This window comes from Roseibium sp. LAB1 (assembly GCF_054658235.1).
In genome coordinates this window covers 255,378-274,647 of record NZ_BAAGIB010000004.1, presented here as the reverse complement: position 1 = coordinate 274,647, position 19,270 = coordinate 255,378, and the positions used below count along the sequence as shown (strand labels likewise).

Annotated in this window: 9 protein-coding genes; 6 read left to right on the top strand and 3 right to left on the bottom strand. The window is 57.6% G+C overall.

Annotated elements, in window-relative coordinates:
• Positions 1–183: 183 nt before the first annotated feature.
• From ACYQ54_RS22685 to ACYQ54_RS22665, 5 genes are all read left to right on the top strand, one after another.
• The gene (locus ACYQ54_RS22685; protein WP_460086533.1) at positions 184–1,314 is read left to right on the top strand and encodes an SLBB domain-containing protein; all 1,131 of its coding nucleotides are present in this window, start codon (positions 184–186) and stop codon (positions 1,312–1,314) included.
• 73 nt (positions 1,315–1,387) lie between these two features.
• Positions 1,388–2,737, top strand: coding sequence for a capsule biosynthesis protein (locus tag ACYQ54_RS22680; RefSeq protein WP_460086531.1), 1,350 nt, complete (start codon positions 1,388–1,390; stop codon positions 2,735–2,737).
• Entirely contained in the window at positions 2,721–4,043 is a 1,323-nt protein-coding gene (locus ACYQ54_RS22675) for a capsule biosynthesis protein (RefSeq protein WP_460086528.1), read from the top strand. The genes ACYQ54_RS22680 and ACYQ54_RS22675 overlap by 17 nt, the downstream gene beginning before the upstream one ends.
• 419 nt (positions 4,044–4,462) lie before the next feature.
• Complete coding sequence (locus tag ACYQ54_RS22670; protein ID WP_460086527.1) at positions 4,463–5,779, top strand: capsular polysaccharide export protein, LipB/KpsS family; 1,317 nt, start codon at positions 4,463–4,465, stop codon at positions 5,777–5,779.
• A 20-nt stretch (positions 5,780–5,799) separates the two neighbouring features.
• Positions 5,800–6,609, top strand: a complete 810-nt coding sequence (locus ACYQ54_RS22665) for an SDR family NAD(P)-dependent oxidoreductase (protein ID WP_460086524.1) — start codon at positions 5,800–5,802, stop codon at positions 6,607–6,609.
• Between the two features lie 74 nt (positions 6,610–6,683).
• On the opposite strand, the gene ACYQ54_RS22660 is transcribed toward ACYQ54_RS22665, so the two are convergent.
• From ACYQ54_RS22660 to ACYQ54_RS22650, 3 genes are all read right to left on the bottom strand, one after another.
• Positions 6,684–8,042 (bottom strand): aminotransferase class I/II-fold pyridoxal phosphate-dependent enzyme, encoded by a 1,359-nt coding sequence (locus tag ACYQ54_RS22660; RefSeq protein WP_460086522.1) that lies wholly within the window; start codon positions 8,040–8,042, stop codon positions 6,684–6,686.
• A 26-nt stretch (positions 8,043–8,068) separates the two neighbouring features.
• Complete coding sequence (locus ACYQ54_RS22655; RefSeq protein ID WP_460086520.1) at positions 8,069–15,679, bottom strand: SDR family NAD(P)-dependent oxidoreductase; 7,611 nt, start codon at positions 15,677–15,679, stop codon at positions 8,069–8,071.
• A 369-nt stretch (positions 15,680–16,048) separates the two neighbouring features.
• Positions 16,049–17,587, bottom strand: coding sequence for a trimethylamine methyltransferase family protein (locus tag ACYQ54_RS22650; RefSeq protein WP_460086518.1), 1,539 nt, complete (start codon positions 17,585–17,587; stop codon positions 16,049–16,051).
• 462 nt (positions 17,588–18,049) lie between these two features.
• Here ACYQ54_RS22650 and bmt point away from each other — a divergent pair, with 462 nt between their 5' ends.
• Positions 18,050–19,078 (top strand): betaine--homocysteine S-methyltransferase, encoded by a 1,029-nt coding sequence (gene bmt / locus ACYQ54_RS22645; protein ID WP_460086516.1) that lies wholly within the window; start codon positions 18,050–18,052, stop codon positions 19,076–19,078.
• The last annotated feature ends 192 nt before the right edge of the window (positions 19,079–19,270 follow it).

Below are 19,270 nucleotides of genomic sequence, written 5' to 3'. Positions count from 1 at the left end.
GCTCACATGCCGAACAGAAGACGATAAATTGGAAATTTATCAATTCACTAGGAAAAGCCGGTGTAGTGTTACAGCAAAGTCACAGCTGGGATGTTTCTCCCGGGGAAAGCTGCGATGCGTCTTGGACATCCCTGCAAGAGGGTGTTACCAGACTTGGCAGCAAATTGGGTGGATTGGGTACTAATGCGTTTTTTGTCAGTATTGGCGGCTGCCGGAGTTCTGTTTGGGTGCTCCGCCCTGCCGGGCGAGGGCCCGGCTGCGATAAATATTTCGTCGCAGGATGTCGAGAACAGCGCTCAGGCTGGTGATTACACCGTTGTTGTCGTCGACCCTTCCAACATTGACACGATCAAGAATTATCGTCCGCTTGCATTTGCCAATCAGTTTCATGGTGTAGGGAGTGGCGGGTCTTCAACGCTTCTTGGCGTTGGCGATACTCTAAACGTCACGATCTGGGAAGCTTCCCCGGACGGCCTGTTCAGCAGTGCCGGAGGCGGGTCGAGCAACATTCCGTCCGTCGTGGACGAAAGCGGCTATATCTTTGTACCCTATGCCGGCCGTATCCGGGCAGCAGGCCTGAGCATCGAGGGCTTGCGCCAGTCGGTGCAGCAGAAACTTGTCGGGAAGGCCGTTGAGCCGCAGGTTCTTATCTCTTTGAGAGACAAGCTGAGCTCCACGGCTGTTGTCGTTGGTGATGTCGCCAAGCCTGGCGTTTATCCGCTGCCACTGCGAAACACGCGTCTGCTGGATCTCGTAGCGCAGGCAGGCGGCGCTCGCGACGCTACCTACGAAACCGTGGTCACTCTGAAACGTGGCAATCGTGCGGGCACGACGCGTCTTGAAGACCTGATCGATTATCCGGAAAACAACGTTCTTGTTGCGCCGAACGACAACATACTGCTGTCGCACCGCCCGCGTACCTTCTCTGCATTCGGGGCGCTCAAGGCCAATCAGCTCGTTCCGTTCAAGACCAAGACAGTCACAATGGCCGAAGCACTGGCAACGGTTGGTGGTCTGCGGGATGACCGTGCGGATGCCAATGGCGTGTTTTTGTTCCGCTTCGAAGACGCAGCGCTTGTGAGAAAGCTTAAACCGCTTCTAGCCGACAAACTGACAGGGACGCAGAGTGTGCCGCTTGTCTACAAGCTGAGCCTTCGCGATCCCAAGGGTTTCTTCATGTCGCAGAAGTTCGAGATGAGGGACAAGGATATCCTGTTCGTTTCGAACCATCCGACTGCTGAGCTTGGCAAGTTCCTGCAAATCATCGCGCCGCTCATCAGCAACTATTCTGTGGTAAGTAACCTCACGGAGTAACAGTTGCCGTACGAAGATTTAACGGCTCAACAAAACAGTGTGGGCCGTTAAAGCCGGTAGGTTGGCAGATCGCATGGTTTCAGTCAGTTCAATGGTGGTGCTGTTTCTGCAAGGGCCGCCTGGTGTTTTTGCACGAACCATTGCCGACAGCCTTGAAAAGGCAGGTGCATCGACGCGCCGGGTCAATCTGTGTGCTGGCGACTGGCTCGGCTGGCACGATCGCAGGTGTACGTCCTACCGTGGCTCCTTGCGGAAGTGGCCCGACTGGCTAAAGACCTACTGCCAGGACCAGAAGATCACCCACATCGTCTACTACGCGGATCGCGTGCCTTATCACGTGGCGGCCGCGGAAGTGGGGGCTGAACTCGGAATCACCTGCCTTGCGTTTGAAAACGGTTATCTGCGACCGGACTGGATAACTCTCGAACATTGCGGGATGTCCGCGCATTCAAGGTTCCCGGACGATCCGGACCTTATCATGCAGGTGGGCAGCAGCCTTCCGGATATCGATCGCCAACCGCTCTACAAATACCCTTTCATCAACGAAGCGGTGAATGAGGTGACCTACAATATGGCCAACGTGATTTTCGCGTTGTCCTATCCCAGGTATGTCCGCGACAAGCTTTATCATCCGCTGATAGATTACCTGAGCAATATTCCGCGGTTCTCACTCGCAAAAAGCCGAAACAGGCACGCCCATCACGTCATAGACGACATCATCGCGACAGGCTTGCCGTACTACGTCTTTCCACTTCAGCTCCAGAGCGACTATCAGCTGCGCTACAATTCCCAATACGACCATATTGCGGATGCAGCAGAGGAGGTGATCAGGTCGTTTGCTCAGCATGCGCCGGCCGCGGCGCGCCTCGTCTTCAAAGTGCATCCGCTGGACAGTGGCATGGAGCCTTGGGGCCGTATCCTTCGGACGCTTTCCAAGAAATACCGGGTGAAGAAACGCGTGGTTCTTGTGGACGGCGGCAACCTCAACAGGCTGTTGGAACACGCAGCAGGATCTCTTACGATCAACAGTACCACCGGACTGCATGCCCTCAGGGCAAACTGCCCCACGAAGGTTCTCGGGATCGCGCTTTATGATATTGCGGGCCTGACCTGTCAGAACCCTCTTGATGACTTCTGGCGAAACCCGACAATGCCGGATCAGGAGCTGCTGGATGCGCTAGAACGGTTGCTGGCAGCATCCATTCAGGTCAAAGGGTGTTTTTACACCAAGGAAGGCCGCGAAGCCGCAGCTGACCTCATGGCGGAACGGATGATTGCGGATACCGTGAATTTGCCGCAAGCCTTCTGCAAGACGCCGCCACGATTGCGAAAAGCGCAGGCGAGAGGGATTGCCACAACGTTTGCCGAGCAGTTGAAACGGCGTGGTAAAACCGAAAGGTGGACACATGTCTGGCGCGGCTGAGCACCGTCCGGTAACGGCAGCGCGCTCAGACACCGCAAGACGGGTCCTCTTTTTGCAAGGACCGCTTTCTCCGCTTTACAGACAAACGGGTGACCACCTCAAAGCCCTTGGGTTCGACGTGCGCAGGATTAACTTTTGCGCTGGCGACTGGCTGCATTGGCATGGAAAGGGATGCACCAGTTTCAGGGGGCGTCCGTCCGAGTGGCCGGCCTACATAGAAGGTTTTCTGAGCGAACACGGAATAACCGACCTCATCCTTCATGGAGATCAGCGTCTTTACCACCGCATTGCGATTGAAAAAGCGCTCCAGCAAGGCATCTACGTCGCAGTAACAGAACTTGGTGCATTGCGACCAGGCTGGATGACGCTGGAGCGGAACGGATTATCGACCCTCAGTCACTTTCCCTCCGATCCGGCCGCGATACGGCACATCGCCGAAACCGCTGGTCAGGTGGATCTCGATCCGCGTTTTCCCTCCAGCTTTTGGCTCCAGACAGCGCCGGATGTGCTTTACAACCTGACCAACGTGCTCCTGAAGCCCCTGTATCCCTCCTATCAGCGCCACACGATCTATTCTCCAATCAAGGAATATCTGCGAGGAGCAGTCAGGCTTTTTCAGGAAAAGCAGAGGAACCTTGCGGCTGAACGTGCACTCGCAGATATGCAGGCGAAGGCCGCGCGCTATTATGTTTTGCCATTGCAGCTGGAAGGAGATTTTCAGCTGCGCAGACATTCGCCATACGACAGTTTTGCGCAGGTTCTCGAAATCGTTTTCCGTTCCTTGGCCGAAGACGCGCCGGAAGATGTTCATCTTGTGATGAAGAGCCATCCTCTTGATGTCGGCTTCGAAGACTGGCCGGGGGTCTCAGACCAACTGGCAGAGAGTTTTGGCTTGCAAGGAAGAGTACATTTTCTCGATGGTGGCGGCCTCGCAAAGCCATTTGAACAAGCGCTTGGTGTGGTAACGCTCAACTCCACGGCGGGACTTGAAGCATTGCAGGCAGGTGTGCCGGTGAAGACGCTTGTGCCTGCGCATTACGATATTGACGGTCTGACGCACCAGGGGGATCTCTCAACCTTCTGGCAAGAACCTGCTCGGCCGGACAGTGACTTACTTTCCGCCTATATTCAGGCATTGGCGGCTTCGACGCAGGTTCGAGGCTCGATCCACAATGAGAACGGTGTTGCGGTGGCAGCGCGTAACATTGCCGAAAAGGTCGCCGACAGGGACTTGAATGCCTTTGGGGCTTATGTTGATCCTCCGCCGAGACTCGCCAGGGCGCGTGCACTCGGAGTGCCGTTATGATCAGTCTGCTCAAGAGAAAAGGGACGGCGATAAAAATTGTCGATCCGGTCCTGCGGCCTTTGGCAGACCGACTGCGGACTGCAGTGGACACCAGTCTTGTTGAGGCTGTCAGAAACAAGCCGTTTCATGCTCAGCGGTTGGATGATGCCAATCGTCCAGGTGGGATTGACGCCAACGCCGGTACGCTTCTGCTGGTTTTGGAGGGACCGACACCTGCGCGAGCCATGCGCTTGCCCTCCAGCCTCATTCTGTTGCCAGTGTATGGCACAGAGCAAAACGACCAACCGCTTACGAGCATTGCCTGTGAAGCGTTGGTCCAGCAGTTCAAAAAAACAGGGCAACAGAACGCCGAGGTTTGTGATTTTACCGAAATTTGGCGCACCCGGTCGCTGTCCTGCTCGGCGGCAGGCGAAAATGCTTTGCCCGGAGCCGGTGGCCTGTGTCTGGAAAAGCTTCTGGGGGGCGAAGACAAGCCTTTAGTCGGCATGCCGTTCTGGTCTGAACTGATGAAGAGGGCTACTGACGAACGGATCCCCGTGGAAAGTCTGTTGAACTGGCTGTTGTCTTGCAGGACTGCCTGGTTCTCGCCCTATACGAACGATCTTATCACTCCTGGCGAGGCGATTGAAATCTACTCGCTGATGCAGGAGCAGTGGCAGGACAATGCCGTTCCTGGCCATTGTTACGGGGCGCAGTATTGGAACCACCCATCCATCAACGCCACATTTTCCGGTAAAGGCGGTGCTGTCAGGTTTCACGAGACCCAACAGGAGGCAATTTCGGCAGCATGGAGAGATGGCGGACGGATTTTCTCCTGGGCTGGCCGGACCGACCGTGCGTTTGAGCAGCAATGTGCGCAAAACGGAATTGGGTTGTCTCGGATAGAAGACGGCTTCTTGCGGTCCGTTGGACTGGGTGCAGGCCTTGCGAGAGGTGCCATGCTCGCGGTAGACGACCTCGGCATCTACTATGATCCGTCACGGCCAAGCCGGCTTGAGGTTCTGCTGAAGGAGTACGAACTTTCGCCTGCCGAACGGACGCGGGGAGAAGCGCTGATCGACCTCATAATTCGCGCCCGGGTTTCGAAATACAATTTCGGAAGGTCCCGGACCTTTGCCTATCCGGACGACAAGGAAAAGATACTTGTGCCAGGGCAGGTTGCGGATGATGCGGCAATCAGAAAGTCCAGATCAGAGACCATCGACTGCGCCAATACGCCAAATGTCAATCTTGACCTGTTGCGGCTTGCCCGGGCTCGTCATCCCGAAGCATTCCTGATTTTCAAACCGCATCCTGATGTCGAAACCGGATTGCGCAAGGGGCGCGTGCCTCGTGAAACCGCATTGGAATACGTCGACGAAATTGCCGAGGACGCAAACATCATAGACTTGATCGAGGCGGTTGATGTCGTGGAGACATTTTCGTCGCTGTCAGGTTTCGAGGCCCTGCTGCGAGGCAAGAAGGTTTGCGTTCACGGTGCGCCCTTTTATGCAGGCTGGGGGCTTTGTGAGGATCTGACGGAAATTGAGGGCAGGGGCAAGCGCCGCACCTTGCCGGAGTTGGTCTATCTGGCACTCGTAAAATATGCCCGCACAATAGATCCGGTGACCTTGTTGCCCTGTTCACCCGAATTTCTGGTGACGAGACTTGCGGAGCAGAGGACTGACAAGCGGCATCTTCTGGTGACCTCTATTAAAAGGCACTCGTCCTGGCTGGGCAGAAAACTTGGAATCTAACCCTGATGGGAGAGGCGAGAATGGCAAGCGATACGCAAAAGGTCATTGTACTGACCGGCGCTAGTGGCGGAATCGGACAGGCTCTTGCCCGCGAATTCGCCGGTACTGGCACCTATTTTGCCCTGATAGCCCGTGACCAGACCCGGCTTGAAACTCTGCTTGCAGAAATCCGGGCGCTTGGTGCTGACGGCGAAATCAGCGCTGTCGACATTCGAGACCGCGATGCGCTGCATGACTACCTGAGCGATCTGGATGCGCGGCATCCTGTTGATCTGGTCATTGCAAATGCTGGCGTGACCGCAGGACTTGGGCCGAACCGGACACGCGAAACGAATGCTGACAGTGATCGACAGATTGACGTGAATTATCGCGGCGTGGTCAACACCATCACAGGTGTGGTCGATAACATGCAGAAGCGCCGGAAAGGCCAACTTGTGCTCATTTCATCGCTTGCCGGCATGCGTGCCTTGCCGGATATGCCGAGCTATAGCGCCACCAAGGCGGCTCTCATAGGCTACGGACATTCCTTGCGCGGTTGGTTGAAGCCCTTCGGCATATCCGTGACGATCATCTGTCCGGGCTTCATCACGTCACCAATGTCGGCCCGCCACAATGGCGCGAAACCTTTTGAGATGCCGGCGTCCAAGGCCGCCAAGCTGATGCGCCGGGCCATAGAACGACGCCAGCCGTTCTATGCGTTTCCATTTTTGCTTGCCTGGGGTATCCGGCTTCAGAACCTTTTACCGACGAAGATCGGCGATCTCTTCATGGGAAGTTTCGACGTAACGATCGATCAGGACCCGCGCTACCGCGAGGGTACGGACAAGTAACTCTTCGTCCGTGCCGGACACGACAGCGAGGTTGTGTCCGGGCAATTCTTCCAAGAAGCTGAGTTCCGTTTGGCTTAGCGCGTAGCCTTGATCAACCTGTCGACGGCTGTACCGTCAGCGCGCATGGCGTCCAGTTCGGAAGCAGTTGTTTCCACGGCGCGCCGGATCTGGTCTTCCGTGTGTTCGCTCGTAATGAAGAAACGTATGCGAGCAGATTTTTCCGGCACCGCCGGGAAAATGATCGGAAGGGCGTTGATTCCCTTTGCGAGCAGACGATTGGAAAGTGTTGCTGCACTTGCAGAATCACCCACGATAACGGGAACGACTGCATAGCCGGCACTGGGGCCGGTATTCAGCCCCGCTTCCTTGGCGAGCTTCAGAAAGAGAGCTCCGTTTTGCTGCAGTTTTCCGACCCGCTCCGGTTCCTGCTCAAGCAGTTCGGCAGAAGCAATGGCAGCCCCTGCAAGCGCGGCGGAAAGTCCGACGGAGAATACGAAGCCGGGCGCCGAGACCTTGAGATAATCGCAAAGAACCTTGGAACCGGCGATGTAGCCACCACACGATGAGAAGGTCTTGGACAAAGTTCCCATCCAGATTTCGACTTCCGTCGGATCGATCCCGAAATGCTCGGCAATTCCCTTGCCGGTCTTGCCGAGAACGCCGATGGAATGGGCTTCGTCCACCATCAGCCACGCGTCATAGGCCTGCTTCAGCTTCACGACGCGTTTCAGGTCCGGGAAATCTCCATCCATCGAATAGAGACCTTCCACCACGATCAGCACCTTGTCGAACTTGTGCCGATGGTCCGCCAGCATCTTTTCAAGAGCATCCAGATCGTCGTGCGGGAAGTTCATGCGGGTAGCGCCGGACAGGCGGACACCTTCGGCTATGGAATTGTGCACGAAGGAGTCGGTCAGGACCAGATCGCCCTTGTGCATCAGATGGCCGATCGTCGTGACATTGGTGGCGTGACCCGACACCATGACAATCGCGGATTCCACACCGTGGATCCTGGCCAGCGCAGCTTCTAGTTCTGCGTGGAAGGGGCGTTCCCCAGCAACGATGCGGCTTGCCGAAACGCTGGTGCCGAATTGATCAACATAGGCTTTTGCCGCTTCGTTGACCTTGGGATGTCCATTCAGGCCAAGATAGTTATATGAAGCGAAATTGTCGTAGTTGCTGCCGTTGATGAAGCTCGTTCCGGCAGCAAGTCCGTCATGTGGCCGGAAGAACGGGTTTTCGATTCCCATCATGTCCGCCGCCGCCCGGTGCATCTGCAACTGCTTGACCTGCGGAAGCTCCTTGAAATCGTAGACCTTGCGCTTCGGGGCAGCCGCTTGCGGGCGAGCCGACGAAGTCGTGGCTCGTCCGCGCGCGGAACGGCGGTTGGCTTTCAAGCTGTCCATCAGCTTGGCGCGATCATCGGCGCCCATACCTGTCATTCCCTTTATGATGCCGCTTACAGGAAGGACCCAAGTTCGCGGCTCTTGTTCTCAACTTCAGTAGCGATGTCGGAAAGATCTTCCGTTTCCTGACGCTGGTCGTCCATATGCAGGCTGGCAAGCTGCTGTGTTTCATCCGAAATGCCGGACGCATTTTCATCGCCCAGAACCCGGTTCGCAACACGGCCAGACAAGTCGATCAATGTCGCTCCATTCGCGAGAGACATCAATGGAATGTCAATCCCCAGCTGACGTTCTGCACTCATGCGCAGTTCCAGAGCCATCAGGGAATCCATGCCGATGTCGGAAAGCGGTTTGTGTGGATCAATCTCTTCAGGTGCGATCCGCAGGATCTTGCCGATTTCGGCAGCCAGAAGCTTGGCGACTGTCTGAGCGGCCGTGACCTGATCCATACCTTCCAGCATGGCTGCAAGATCAATCGCTCCGTCTGCACCGGCGTCGTCCTCATCACCAAGGCCAAGCAGTCCGACAAGCGGCGTACCAACAAGGGCAAGATCCTTGCGAGCTGCCTGCCAATCGATACGGGCATACCCGAGAGCCGCAAGGCCGACTTCACCCTGGGAAGGCTGCACCATCAGCGCCATGAGGCCATCAAGCGCTTCCTTAGCGGTCAAAGCATGCCGACCGAGCTTGCGAGACAACATCTCGTTCACATCTTCGTTGCGGGCAAGATAACCCGCGTCAGAAATCGCACCCCACGCCACGGCAAGTCCCGGCCGGCCTTCGGCTCGGCGTTTGCGGGCAAGGCCTTCCAGATAGCCATTGGCGGCAACATAGTTTGCCTGGCCCGGATTGCCGACAAGTGTCGTCGCGGATGAGTACAGCACGAAGTGATCGAGCGGATCATCGGCCGTCAGCCTGTCCAGAAGTTCCGCGCCACGTACCTTGGGAGCCAGCACCCTGGTCAGACCATCATGATCCATGTTGGCAATCAGGACGTCATTCAGCACCATCGCAGTGTGGAACACGCCTTTGATCGGGCGTCCGTCAGCACGGATTTCCGCAAGAGCTTTCTTGACCGCGTTTTCATCGGTGATGTCGCAGGCATAACCCTTAACGGAAATGCCGCGCTTGGTCAGCTGTCCGACGACTTCCTGTGCTTCTTCGCTGGAATCGCCCCGGCGGCTGAGAACCGCAAGTGACTTGGCACCGTGATCGGCGAGGCGGTGAAGCAATGCTGCACCGAAACCACCGAACCCGCCAGCAACGACGTACGCAGCGTCGCCGTCAAACGAGATCTCACGCTTGGTCGGCACGTTTTCGGGAACCGCAGGCGGGCGGATCACGATCTTGCCGATATGACCGGCTTGCTGCATCAGGCGGAACGCATCAACCGCATCTGCTGCTTCGAACAGACGATGCGGCAAGGGCCGCAACGTTCCGGCTTCGAAGAGCTCCACAAGCTTGACGAACAGGTCGACGGCCAGTGCGGGCTGACGTGTCAGAAGCTGGTCGGCGTCGATGCCGAAATAGGTCAGGTTCTGACGGAACGGACGCAGTCCGATACGTGTGTTGCCGTAATAGTCGCGCTTGCCCAGTTCCAGGAAGCGGCCGAACGGTTTCAGAACCTCGATGCTGCGTTCCATGGCTTCGCCAAACAGCGAGTTGAGAACCACATCGACACCTTCGCCGGCGGTTTCTTCCATCACAGCGTCAACGAACGCCAGACTGCGGGAATCCAGAACAACGTCGGCACCCAACAGTTTCAGCGTGTTCCGTTTGTCTTCAGATCCAGCGGTAGCGATAATTTTGGCACCGCGCCACTTGGCGATCTGCAGAGCTGCCAGGCCCACACCGCCAGCGCCACCATGGATCAGGACCGTCTCGCCTTCACCAAGGGCTGCCAGATGCACAAGGGCGTAATAGGCCGTGAGGAAGGTCACCGGAATCGTTGCAGCTTCTTCCGCGGAAACCGTGCTCGGCATCGGCGCGCAGCCGCTTTCGTCCACTGTGACGTGCGACGCGAAGCAGGCTGGTGCGAAGGTAATGACTTTGTCGCCAGGCCGGAAGCGGGTCACGTCAGGACCACATCCGACAACATGACCACAGCATTCCATGCCGAGTGTCGGTCCGGCAAACCCGTCTTCGAGAGCTTCTTCCGGCAGCAGGCCGAGTGCCCACATCACATCGCGGAAATTGAGGCCACTGGCTTCGACCGCAATTTCGACGTCCTTGCCCTCGAGCGGCTTGCGCTCAACCGCATGCCAGGCAAGCTGGTCCAGGGAGCCTTGGCGCAGAATATCCAGCCGCATGGCCGGCTTTGCACCTTCCGGCAGTGTGGCGCTCGACAGAACACCACCTTTCACGAGGCGAAGACCAGCGCGCGTCTTGCTGTCGAGAACGATTTCCCGTTCGCAATTGGAAACCAGGATCTCGTCGGCCACACGTGCGGCGGCAATCCCCGGTTCCAGGTCCGGCGAGACATCGATCAACTTCAGGTTTGCGTCCGGATATTCGTTCATGACAACGCGACCGAACGCCCAGATACCGGCTTGCTCGGGAGAGGCCGGTTTGCCGCCGGCAATATCCTGTGCGCCAGCTGGCGCAAGAACCGTGAACTGGCCGCCATCGGGCCCAAGGGCTTTGAGCAGGGTCATCAAGCTGTAGGCGCGCGCGTCGACCGATGCGAGAGCATCGGCCGGCGGTGCATACGCACCCAGCAGATGAACGATACGACCATTGTGTGCAGCAACGAGTGCGTTGAGCGCATCGTCGGTCGCCTGGGCATCGCCCTGACCGCCAAGTGCAACGCTCCAGATGTCGTCGCCGAGCTGTTCGGTAACTTCGCCTGGAACCAGCAGGGTTGCCGCGTGCCCCTTGCGGGTCAGGCAAGCCTTCAGGCCCTCTGCGAGACGGTGCGACGGACCCTCTGCACCGGTCAGAAGCAGGTATTTTTTCTGCTCAGATTCAACTTCGGACGTTTCTTCTTCGTTGGTCTCGGAGGTGTCGGCTGCGCGTTCACCAGCACGTGCGCAGAGAAGATCGGCTTCGATCAACGAACTTTTCAGCGGCACTGTCTGGACGTCTGTCAGACCGGCTGCTTCCAGCGCCCTGGTCCAGTCTGCCTGCTGTTTGGAAATCGGGAACTCGGCGCTCGAGCCTTCGTCCCACCAGGAGGAGCCGACACCCATGATGAGATCGGTGAGGGGATGCGGCAGAGGTTCTGCGCCCAGTACGAGCCCGCCAGGAACAATAGATTTCGTGAAACGCTTAAGCGTGTCGGCATCGACTTCGGCAAGCGAGGTATCGAACAACACGATGTCGAAATGCTGGTCGAAAGTGAAGGAAGCTTCACCCGGTTCGACGAATTCGGTCGCCGAACTGCCCTGCCAGAGGCGTTCACCGCGACCGACAGAGGAAGACGTGGCATCGGTTACCGTCAACGCCATGTATGTGGGATCGAGTACTGCGTCGATTGCAGCCGCGAGGCCGCCGTTGGCCCCAACCAGAAGAATCCGCAGAGCCTGGTCATTCGGCCAATCGGCAATCAGACTTTGTACGCCAGACTGCAATGCGGACGAAAGGGCCCGTTTGCCGGGAGACGACGTGCGGTAGGCGTCGAACAGGCTTGAGGAGTATTCCTTGCCGGAAGCTTCCTGCAAGCCGAATTTCAGGACGTCGGGCAATCCTGTCCAGAGACGTGCCAACAAGGCGGCCTCGGCAATGTGTTCGCCGCCACCATCCGTCAGGGCCTGCAGAAGTTCGGACGCGCCGGGATTGCCGGACGGATCCGAGAGTTCAAAGCCATCGTCGCTTTCCGTGCATAGCCCGCTTTCCACCAGCCAGCCAAAGAGGCTCGCGGCCAGGGGCACTGCGGTTTCGTGCAGTTCGCCGGCGTCTGCAAGCGCGGCAAGCGTAACTTTCCGCTCTGCAAAGAGATCGTAAAGGGCCTTATGCGCAATGGTGCGACCGAGTGCCTCGATCAGAACCCGACTGTCATCGAGTTCCTGTTCGTCTGCGCCCAGAAGGTCGAGATTGCCGGCCAGCGCAGGCAGACCTTCAAAGGTGTCCTGAAGCGGCGAAACTCGATCCTGGGCAGGCAGAAGTGTCGCTATCTGGCGATAGACCAGGTCGTCAGGGCGTGTGTCTTGCCCAAGCGTCACCGCCTTGAACCGGGTCTTGGTCAAGCGGGCGATTGTCAGGCCGTCTGCATCGAGGAACTCGAAGCTTGCTTCGATCGAACGCGGAGATGCCTTGGTGACTTCGATGCGCACGGAAGCTGGAAGAGATTCCGGTGTCAGAAGACGCAAGGTGCCAAGACGGATCGGCAGGAAGGAGGTGTTTTGTGGCACGTCCTCGACACCGTCGAGCAGCGCAAACAGGCCGTGGAAACCGGCATCCACCAAGGTCGGGCAGAGAGAGAAAGAGTATTCGGCCAGACTCTCGTCCTGCGGCAACAGCGTAACCGTTGCGCTGGTGTTCGAATGCTTGACGACCTTGTCAGCCCGGCGGAATGCCGGACCGTAGTTGAGACCAAAACTCTTGGTGACCGTGTAGAGCGTCTCGTGATCAAGTTCTGAAACGAGGGCGTCATCGGTTTTCAGCCAGGGTGTTCTGGATGTCGTAGACGGCGTCAGGAACGTTCCACGGGCGTTCAGTGACCAGTCGTTGTCGGAAAGGCGCGGACGGGACAGGATCTCGACAACATGATCGTCGGGCGAAATGCGAACCTGTGTTTCCCACACTTCATCGCCTTCGATCACCAGCGGGCGGAGGATGTCGAAATCACGCAGTTCGATCTGGTCACTCCGGCTCCAGCGGAGCGCGGCGCGCAGGCTCATCTCGATATAGCCTGCAGCCGGGAAGACGATGCTCTCCTCGACCTTGTGATCCTGCAGGAACGGCAGGGAGCCACTGTCGATATGGTTGAACCACTCGGCGGTATCCTGTCGCAGTCGATACCCCAGCAGCGGCCAGGTCTGACCAAACATGAAATCGACACGCTCGGGGCTGTTTTCCGGGCGATACTCTGAATTCTGCCAGGGATAGGACGGCAGCGGAACAAGATGGTCGGGCCGTGCTCCGACGAAACGCAGCAGATCGGTCTGCCCGCCATGTGCGAGGATGGACGCAGCGATCCGGTCGAGAGGATTGCCTTCTACTGAGACTGCCTTTTTGGAAGGTTCCTTCAGAGACTCCAGAACCTTGGCCTTTTTGCCCTTGGCCCGGAGAACGTCGTTCACATAGGTGCCAAGAACAGGCTTGGGGCCAATCTCGATCAGGACAGAAAAATCGTCCGCTGCCATGTTTTCCATGGCGGCAGCAAACCGCACGGGCTGGCGCACATTGTGCCACCAGTATTCGGCATCGACGCGAACGTCGCGTTCTTCCGGGGTAACCGTCGAATAGAACGGCAGCGAGGCCGGTGTGGGCGAAAGTCCGTCCAGTGCAGCAAGAAGCGGCTTTTCGATCGGATCAACCAGGGCGCTGTGGAACGGATACGCCAGGTTCAGGCGCCGCATGGCCCATTTTTTCTTGCGGGCAAATTTTGCAAAGGCGTCGAGGCTTTCGCTGTCGCCGGAAATGGTGACACTGCGCGGGCTGTTGTCTGCGGCAAGCTCAAGCTTTGGCAGACCGCTCTCCTTGATCGCGGCAATCGCCTGATCCGCCGGCTGCAGCAGGGCAGCCATCGACCCGAGGTCACGGACGACTTCCTGTTCGCTGGAGCGAGCACGGATGACGCGAACCGCCTGTTCGAGGTCCAGGGCGCCAGCACACCATGCCGCCGCAACTTCGCCAACCGAATGGCCTGCGGTACCGGCTGCGGTAATGCCACGCTGGCGCAGAGTTTCCACAATGCCAACCTGGATGGCGAACAGAAGCGGCTGCGCGATTTCGGAGCGCTCGAGATCGCTTTCCAGATCTTCTGCAAAAAGCGTGGTGACGAGAGACCACCCGCTCAGACCCATGAAGATCTTGTCGACCTTGTCGAATGCGGTCCGGAAGGCGAGATCGGCTTGATAGGCTTCCTGTCCCATGCCGGCCCACTGAGACCCGTTTCCGGAAAAGACAAATCCGACTTTCGCGTTTGCCTTGATAATGCTGCCCGATACGAGACCGGTATTTTCATCACCGGTTTCTGCAAAGGTACGCAACGCGTCGAGTTTTTCCGCTTTCGTCTTGCCGAGAACGACCAGGCGTTCGGAAAGGAGATCACGGCCGTGGGCGCTCGAGGCAACCACGTTACCTGCGGTTTCATCAGCCTCGACATCCAGGCGATTGGCGAACTTCCCTGCAAGCTGCTGCAGCGCTTCCTTTGACCTTGCGCTGATGACCAGAGGAGCTTCTACCGGAGAAGTCGAGGCATTAGCGGCAACAGGATCGGGATCTCCGACGACGGCGTGCGCGTTGGTGCCGCCAAAGCCGAAGGAATTGACGCCAGCAAGTCTGCGGCTGCCATTGCGCTCAAGGGCAATTGCTTCGCCGGCGACCTTGAGGTTCAACTCGTCAAACGGAATATCGGGGTTCGGATTTCTGAAATGGAGTGACTGGGGCAGCAGGTCTTCCCGCAGCGCCATTATGGATTTCAGAAGGCCAACCAGACCCGAGACTGGCTCAAGGTGACCGACGTTGGTCTTCACAGACCCGATCGGCAGCGCGTCATCGCGTTTCTGGCCAATAACCTTGCCAAGCGCATCGGCTTCAGCGGGGTCGCCAACACGTGTTCCCGTGCCGTGGGCCTCGACAAAGGCGAGATCCGTCGGATTGATCTCGAGCCCTTCGTATATTTCACGCAGCAGATCTGCCTGTGCATAAGGAGACGGCAGCGACAGCCCAACAGTACGGCCATCGGCGTTGATGCCGGTTGCCAGCAGTTTACCATGGCTCTTCGCGCCTTCCGGAATACCTGCACGGGCTGCACGCAGAACGACTACCGCGCCGCCTTCGGAGCGGACATAACCATCGCCATTGGCATCGAATGCCTGACAGAGGCCGGTCGGAGACAGCATTGTTGCGCGGGAAAAGCCGACAAAGGCAAACGGGCTGAGCAAAAGGCTGACGCCACAGACAATTGCCGTATCGATCTGTCCGGACTCGATGGCCGAAACAGCTTCATGCAGCGCAACAATGGATGAGGAACAGGCAGTGTCGACTGTGAAGCTCGGGCCCCTGAGGTCGTAGATGTAGGAAATCCGGTTGGAAACGATCGACAGCGTGTTGCCGGTCATGAACTGCATGTCAGCCATGGCCGGATCGACCAGAAAGCGGTGGTGGTAATCCAGAGACGACGCACCCACATAAACGCCGGTATTTGAGCCTGCCAGATCGCTGGGGCGGATATTGGCGTGCTCCAGCGCTTCCCAGACCAGCTGCAGCAGCAAGCGCTGCTGCGGGTCCATCTGCACGGCTTCACGGGGAGAAATGCCAAAAAAAGATGGGTCAAATCCCCATACGTCATCCAGCTGTCCGGCGGCCCAGGTGTAGGTCTTGCCAGAGGTGCTTTGAACAGGGTGCCCGAACCGGGCGAGAGGCCAGCGGTCCTTGGATACGGACGTAACGGCACACTTGCCGTTTTTCAGCAATGTCCAGAATTCGGCAGAATCATTGGCGCCGGGAAGGCGGGTAGAATAACCAAGAATATCGATGTTTGATGTAAGCGACGCCACAGAACAACCTGTTTTTATTAGTTGGGAACAGTCAAGTCATTGAGTTTCATAAGAAAACTTACAATTTATAAACAGTCATTTCCGCATGCTCCCTCGAGATAAATCGCAGACCGGCGCGACCCAGTCTCAGTGCTGCCATGCGTAAGCTTATCCCATGCCAAACAGCGTTTCCAGCTACCTTGCAAACGCAGGGTTTGGCAACCTTTATCCCATGCGGAAATGCTGGAAAAGGCTTGATACCTAAAAAAACGTATTTCTTCTGAGCGTTGTTAAGAAGCCCGGAAGCGATGCAAGAACAGAATTTGAAAATCACATGAAAAACAAAACGCCCCGGGAAATGCCGGGGCGTTCTTTGTGCGGTGCAGCGGATCAGACGTTGCTGTCCGGGAAAGAGGCTTTGCGTTCGGTCATAAAGGCCAGCAAAGCCTCGTCGATACCGGGGTCCAGTTCTGGGCCCGTGTAGCCTGCCAGCTGTTCTTTCCAGCGAACATTTGCCCGTTGTGCAGCGTCCAGTTGCCCGTCTGCCAGCCATTGTTCGTAGGAATTGTTATCCGCGATCGATGATCTGTAGAAAGCGCTTTCGAAGTTGCGCTGCGTGTGCGCAGCGCCAAGGAAATGGCCGCCGGGACCAACTTCCTGAAGGGCGTCCATCGCCAGGGTCTCTTCGGAGATCTCGATGCCCTTGGCAAGAACATGCATCATGCCGAGCTGGTCGGCGTCCAAGATGAACTTTTCATAGGACGAGCACAGACCGCCTTCCAGCCAGCCAGCTGCATGCAGGCAGAAATTCACACCGGATTGCAGTGTGGCCAGAATGGTCTGGGCCGATTCCTGCGCGGATTGGGCATCCGGGCTCTTGGAGGCGGTGAACGAGCCGCCTGAACGGAACGGCAGGTTGAGCCTGCGGGCGAGTTTGGCCGCACCGTTGAGGAGTAGTGAGCCTTCCGGGCTGCCGAACGTTGGTGCACCGGATTGCATGGAAATCGAGCTGACGAATGCCCCGAAGACGACTGGCGCACCGGGTCGAATCAGCTGCGTCAGCGCGCAGCCGGCCAGGGCTTCGGCCAGGACCTGTGACAGCGTACCGGCAACGGTCACCGGGCTCATGGCGCCTGCCAGGATAAACGGCGAGACAATGCAGGCTTGATTGTGCCGGGCATAGACCTTCAGAGCGCCAAGCATCGTCGCGTCGAAAACCAGAGGCGAATTGGCGTTGATCAGCTGGATCATGACGCAGTTCTGATCGACGAAATCCTCGCCGAAGGTGATCTGGGCCATCTTTACGGAATCTTCCGCGCGCTCCGGCGCGGTGACCGACCCCATGAAAGGCTTGTCCGAATATTTGATATGGGAATAAACCATATCGAAATGCCGCTTGTTGACCGGAAGGTCGACAGGTTCGCAAACGGTGCCGCCGGAATGGTGCATCCAGGGAGACATATAGGCGAGCTTAACGAAGTTGCGGAAGTCTTCTATCGTGCCATACCGCCGACCCTTGTCGAGATCGGTGACGAACGGGGGGCCATAGACCGGTGCGAAGACCAGATTGTTGCCGCCGATTTCGACATTTCGTGCAGGATTGCGTGCGTGCTGGGTGAATTGCGAAGGCGCTGTCTTTACCAGCTCCTGCAGCATGCCCTTGGGAAAGCGGACGCGTTCGCCATCAACTTCGGCACCTGCTTCCTTCCAGATAGCGATAACTTCCGGGTCGTCACGGAACTCCAGCCCGATTTCGGCCAGAATGCGGTCGGTATTGGCTTCGATCCGCTCCGCGCCTTCGTCGCTCAAAATGTCGAAGTTCGGAATGTTGCGCGAAATATACGGAATGGCCATGTTGGCGGGGCCGGCTTGCCGGCGCTCGCGGCGGGCGCTTCTTCCTCGACGGCCAGATGGGGCGGCGTCTGACATCTTATGCTCCCAAGATGATTTTGGTTTCGCGTAGTCTTTCTCAGGAGCCTTGACAACCCGGCTCCAGAACCGTCGCACAATACCGTAAAAGCGTCATGACGCTTTGTTGCTTCATTTTGGCGGGAAAGTCCATTGACTTCGCCCGGTGAAAAGTGATTTCGGAATTGGTGATGGGCTGAGGGAAGACGTCGTCCTGGTGCTTCGCAATTCGGGCCGGAGAGCGGGCAGGGCGTAGGCCTTCATGGACAATTAGACACGCAGCGCCACTCGCTGTCTCTGGCAAGGCAACTTATCGGCCGACGGTGCAATTTCGGCGGCGTGACCACGTGCCTTCCACGTGCGGATGGCGCCAGACATGAGACAAGAAAATTTCCGCACATGGATTTCCTTGCGCGGTCTGCTATTGCAGAAACAGGCCCTGAACTGGGCAAAGACGACACCAACAAGACGAAAGACTGCTGAATGTCCAAGCTGGAAGAGCTTCTTGCCCAAAAGGGAGCGTTGCTTGCCGACGGTGCAACCGGAACCAATCTGTTTGAAATGGGGCTCGTTTCCGGTGATGCGCCGGAACTGTGGAACACTGACGAACCCGAAAAGATCACGGCGCTGCACAAGTCCTTTGTCGATGCCGGATCCGATATCATCCTGACCAACACCTTCGGCTGCAATCGCCATCGGCTGAAGCTGCACAAGGCGGAAGATCGCGTCAAGGAACTCAATATTGCGGCTGTAAAACTGGCGCGGGATGTGGTTGAAGCGTCTGGGCGAACAGTCTTGGTCGGAGGGTCTGTCGGGCCGACCGGGGAACTTTTCCAACCCTTGGGGGCGCTCAGCTACGAAGACGGCGTGGCAGCATTCAAGGAGCAGATGGAAGGGCTCGTTGAAGGTGGAGCTGACGTTCTTTGGGTTGAAACCATGTCAGCTATTGAAGAGATGAAGGCGGCCGCGGAAGCTGCACAAAGTTTTGAGTTGCCACTGGTTATAACCGCCAGCTTCGACACGGCAGGCAAGACCATGATGGGGCTGTCTCCCAAGGGGCTTGGCGATCTTCAGTCACAGTTCGCCTGCACGCCTGTCGCGATCGGTTCCAATTGCGGTGTCGGTGCTTCGGATCTTCTGGCAGCCATCATGGACATCACCGAAGCCTATCCGGACGCGATTGTTGTGGCGAAAGCCAATTGCGGTATCCCCCAGATCAAGGGAGATGAGGTGGTCTACACGGGAACGCCGGAGCTGATGGCCAAATACGCCCACATGGCGCTGAATGCCGGTGCGCGGATTGTCGGTGGCTGCTGCGGTACGTCTCCGATCCATCTCGCAGCCATGCGCGCGGCTGTGGATGCCCACCAGGCAGGTGTCCGCCCAACACTCGACGAGGTGATTGCCGAAATCGGCCCGCTTGTGTCACCGCCGAACAGGGCAGCCGATGCTGCCCGCGCGGAAAATGATGGAGCCGGGTCCGGAAAGCGCCGGGGCCGCCGACGCGGTTAGAGATCCCCCTCTAGTCACAAACTCAGGATTTGAAAGGCGCCATCAGGCGCCTTTCGTTTTTCCCGAGATCCTTTGGGGTTTTGCCCACGTCCGACAATGATGAGTATCATTCCGATGGGTTCACGATGCGGGTCGATGACGTTCCATGAAGCCGGGTCCGGCCAAAAGGCACCAGAGATATAGCCACAGTCC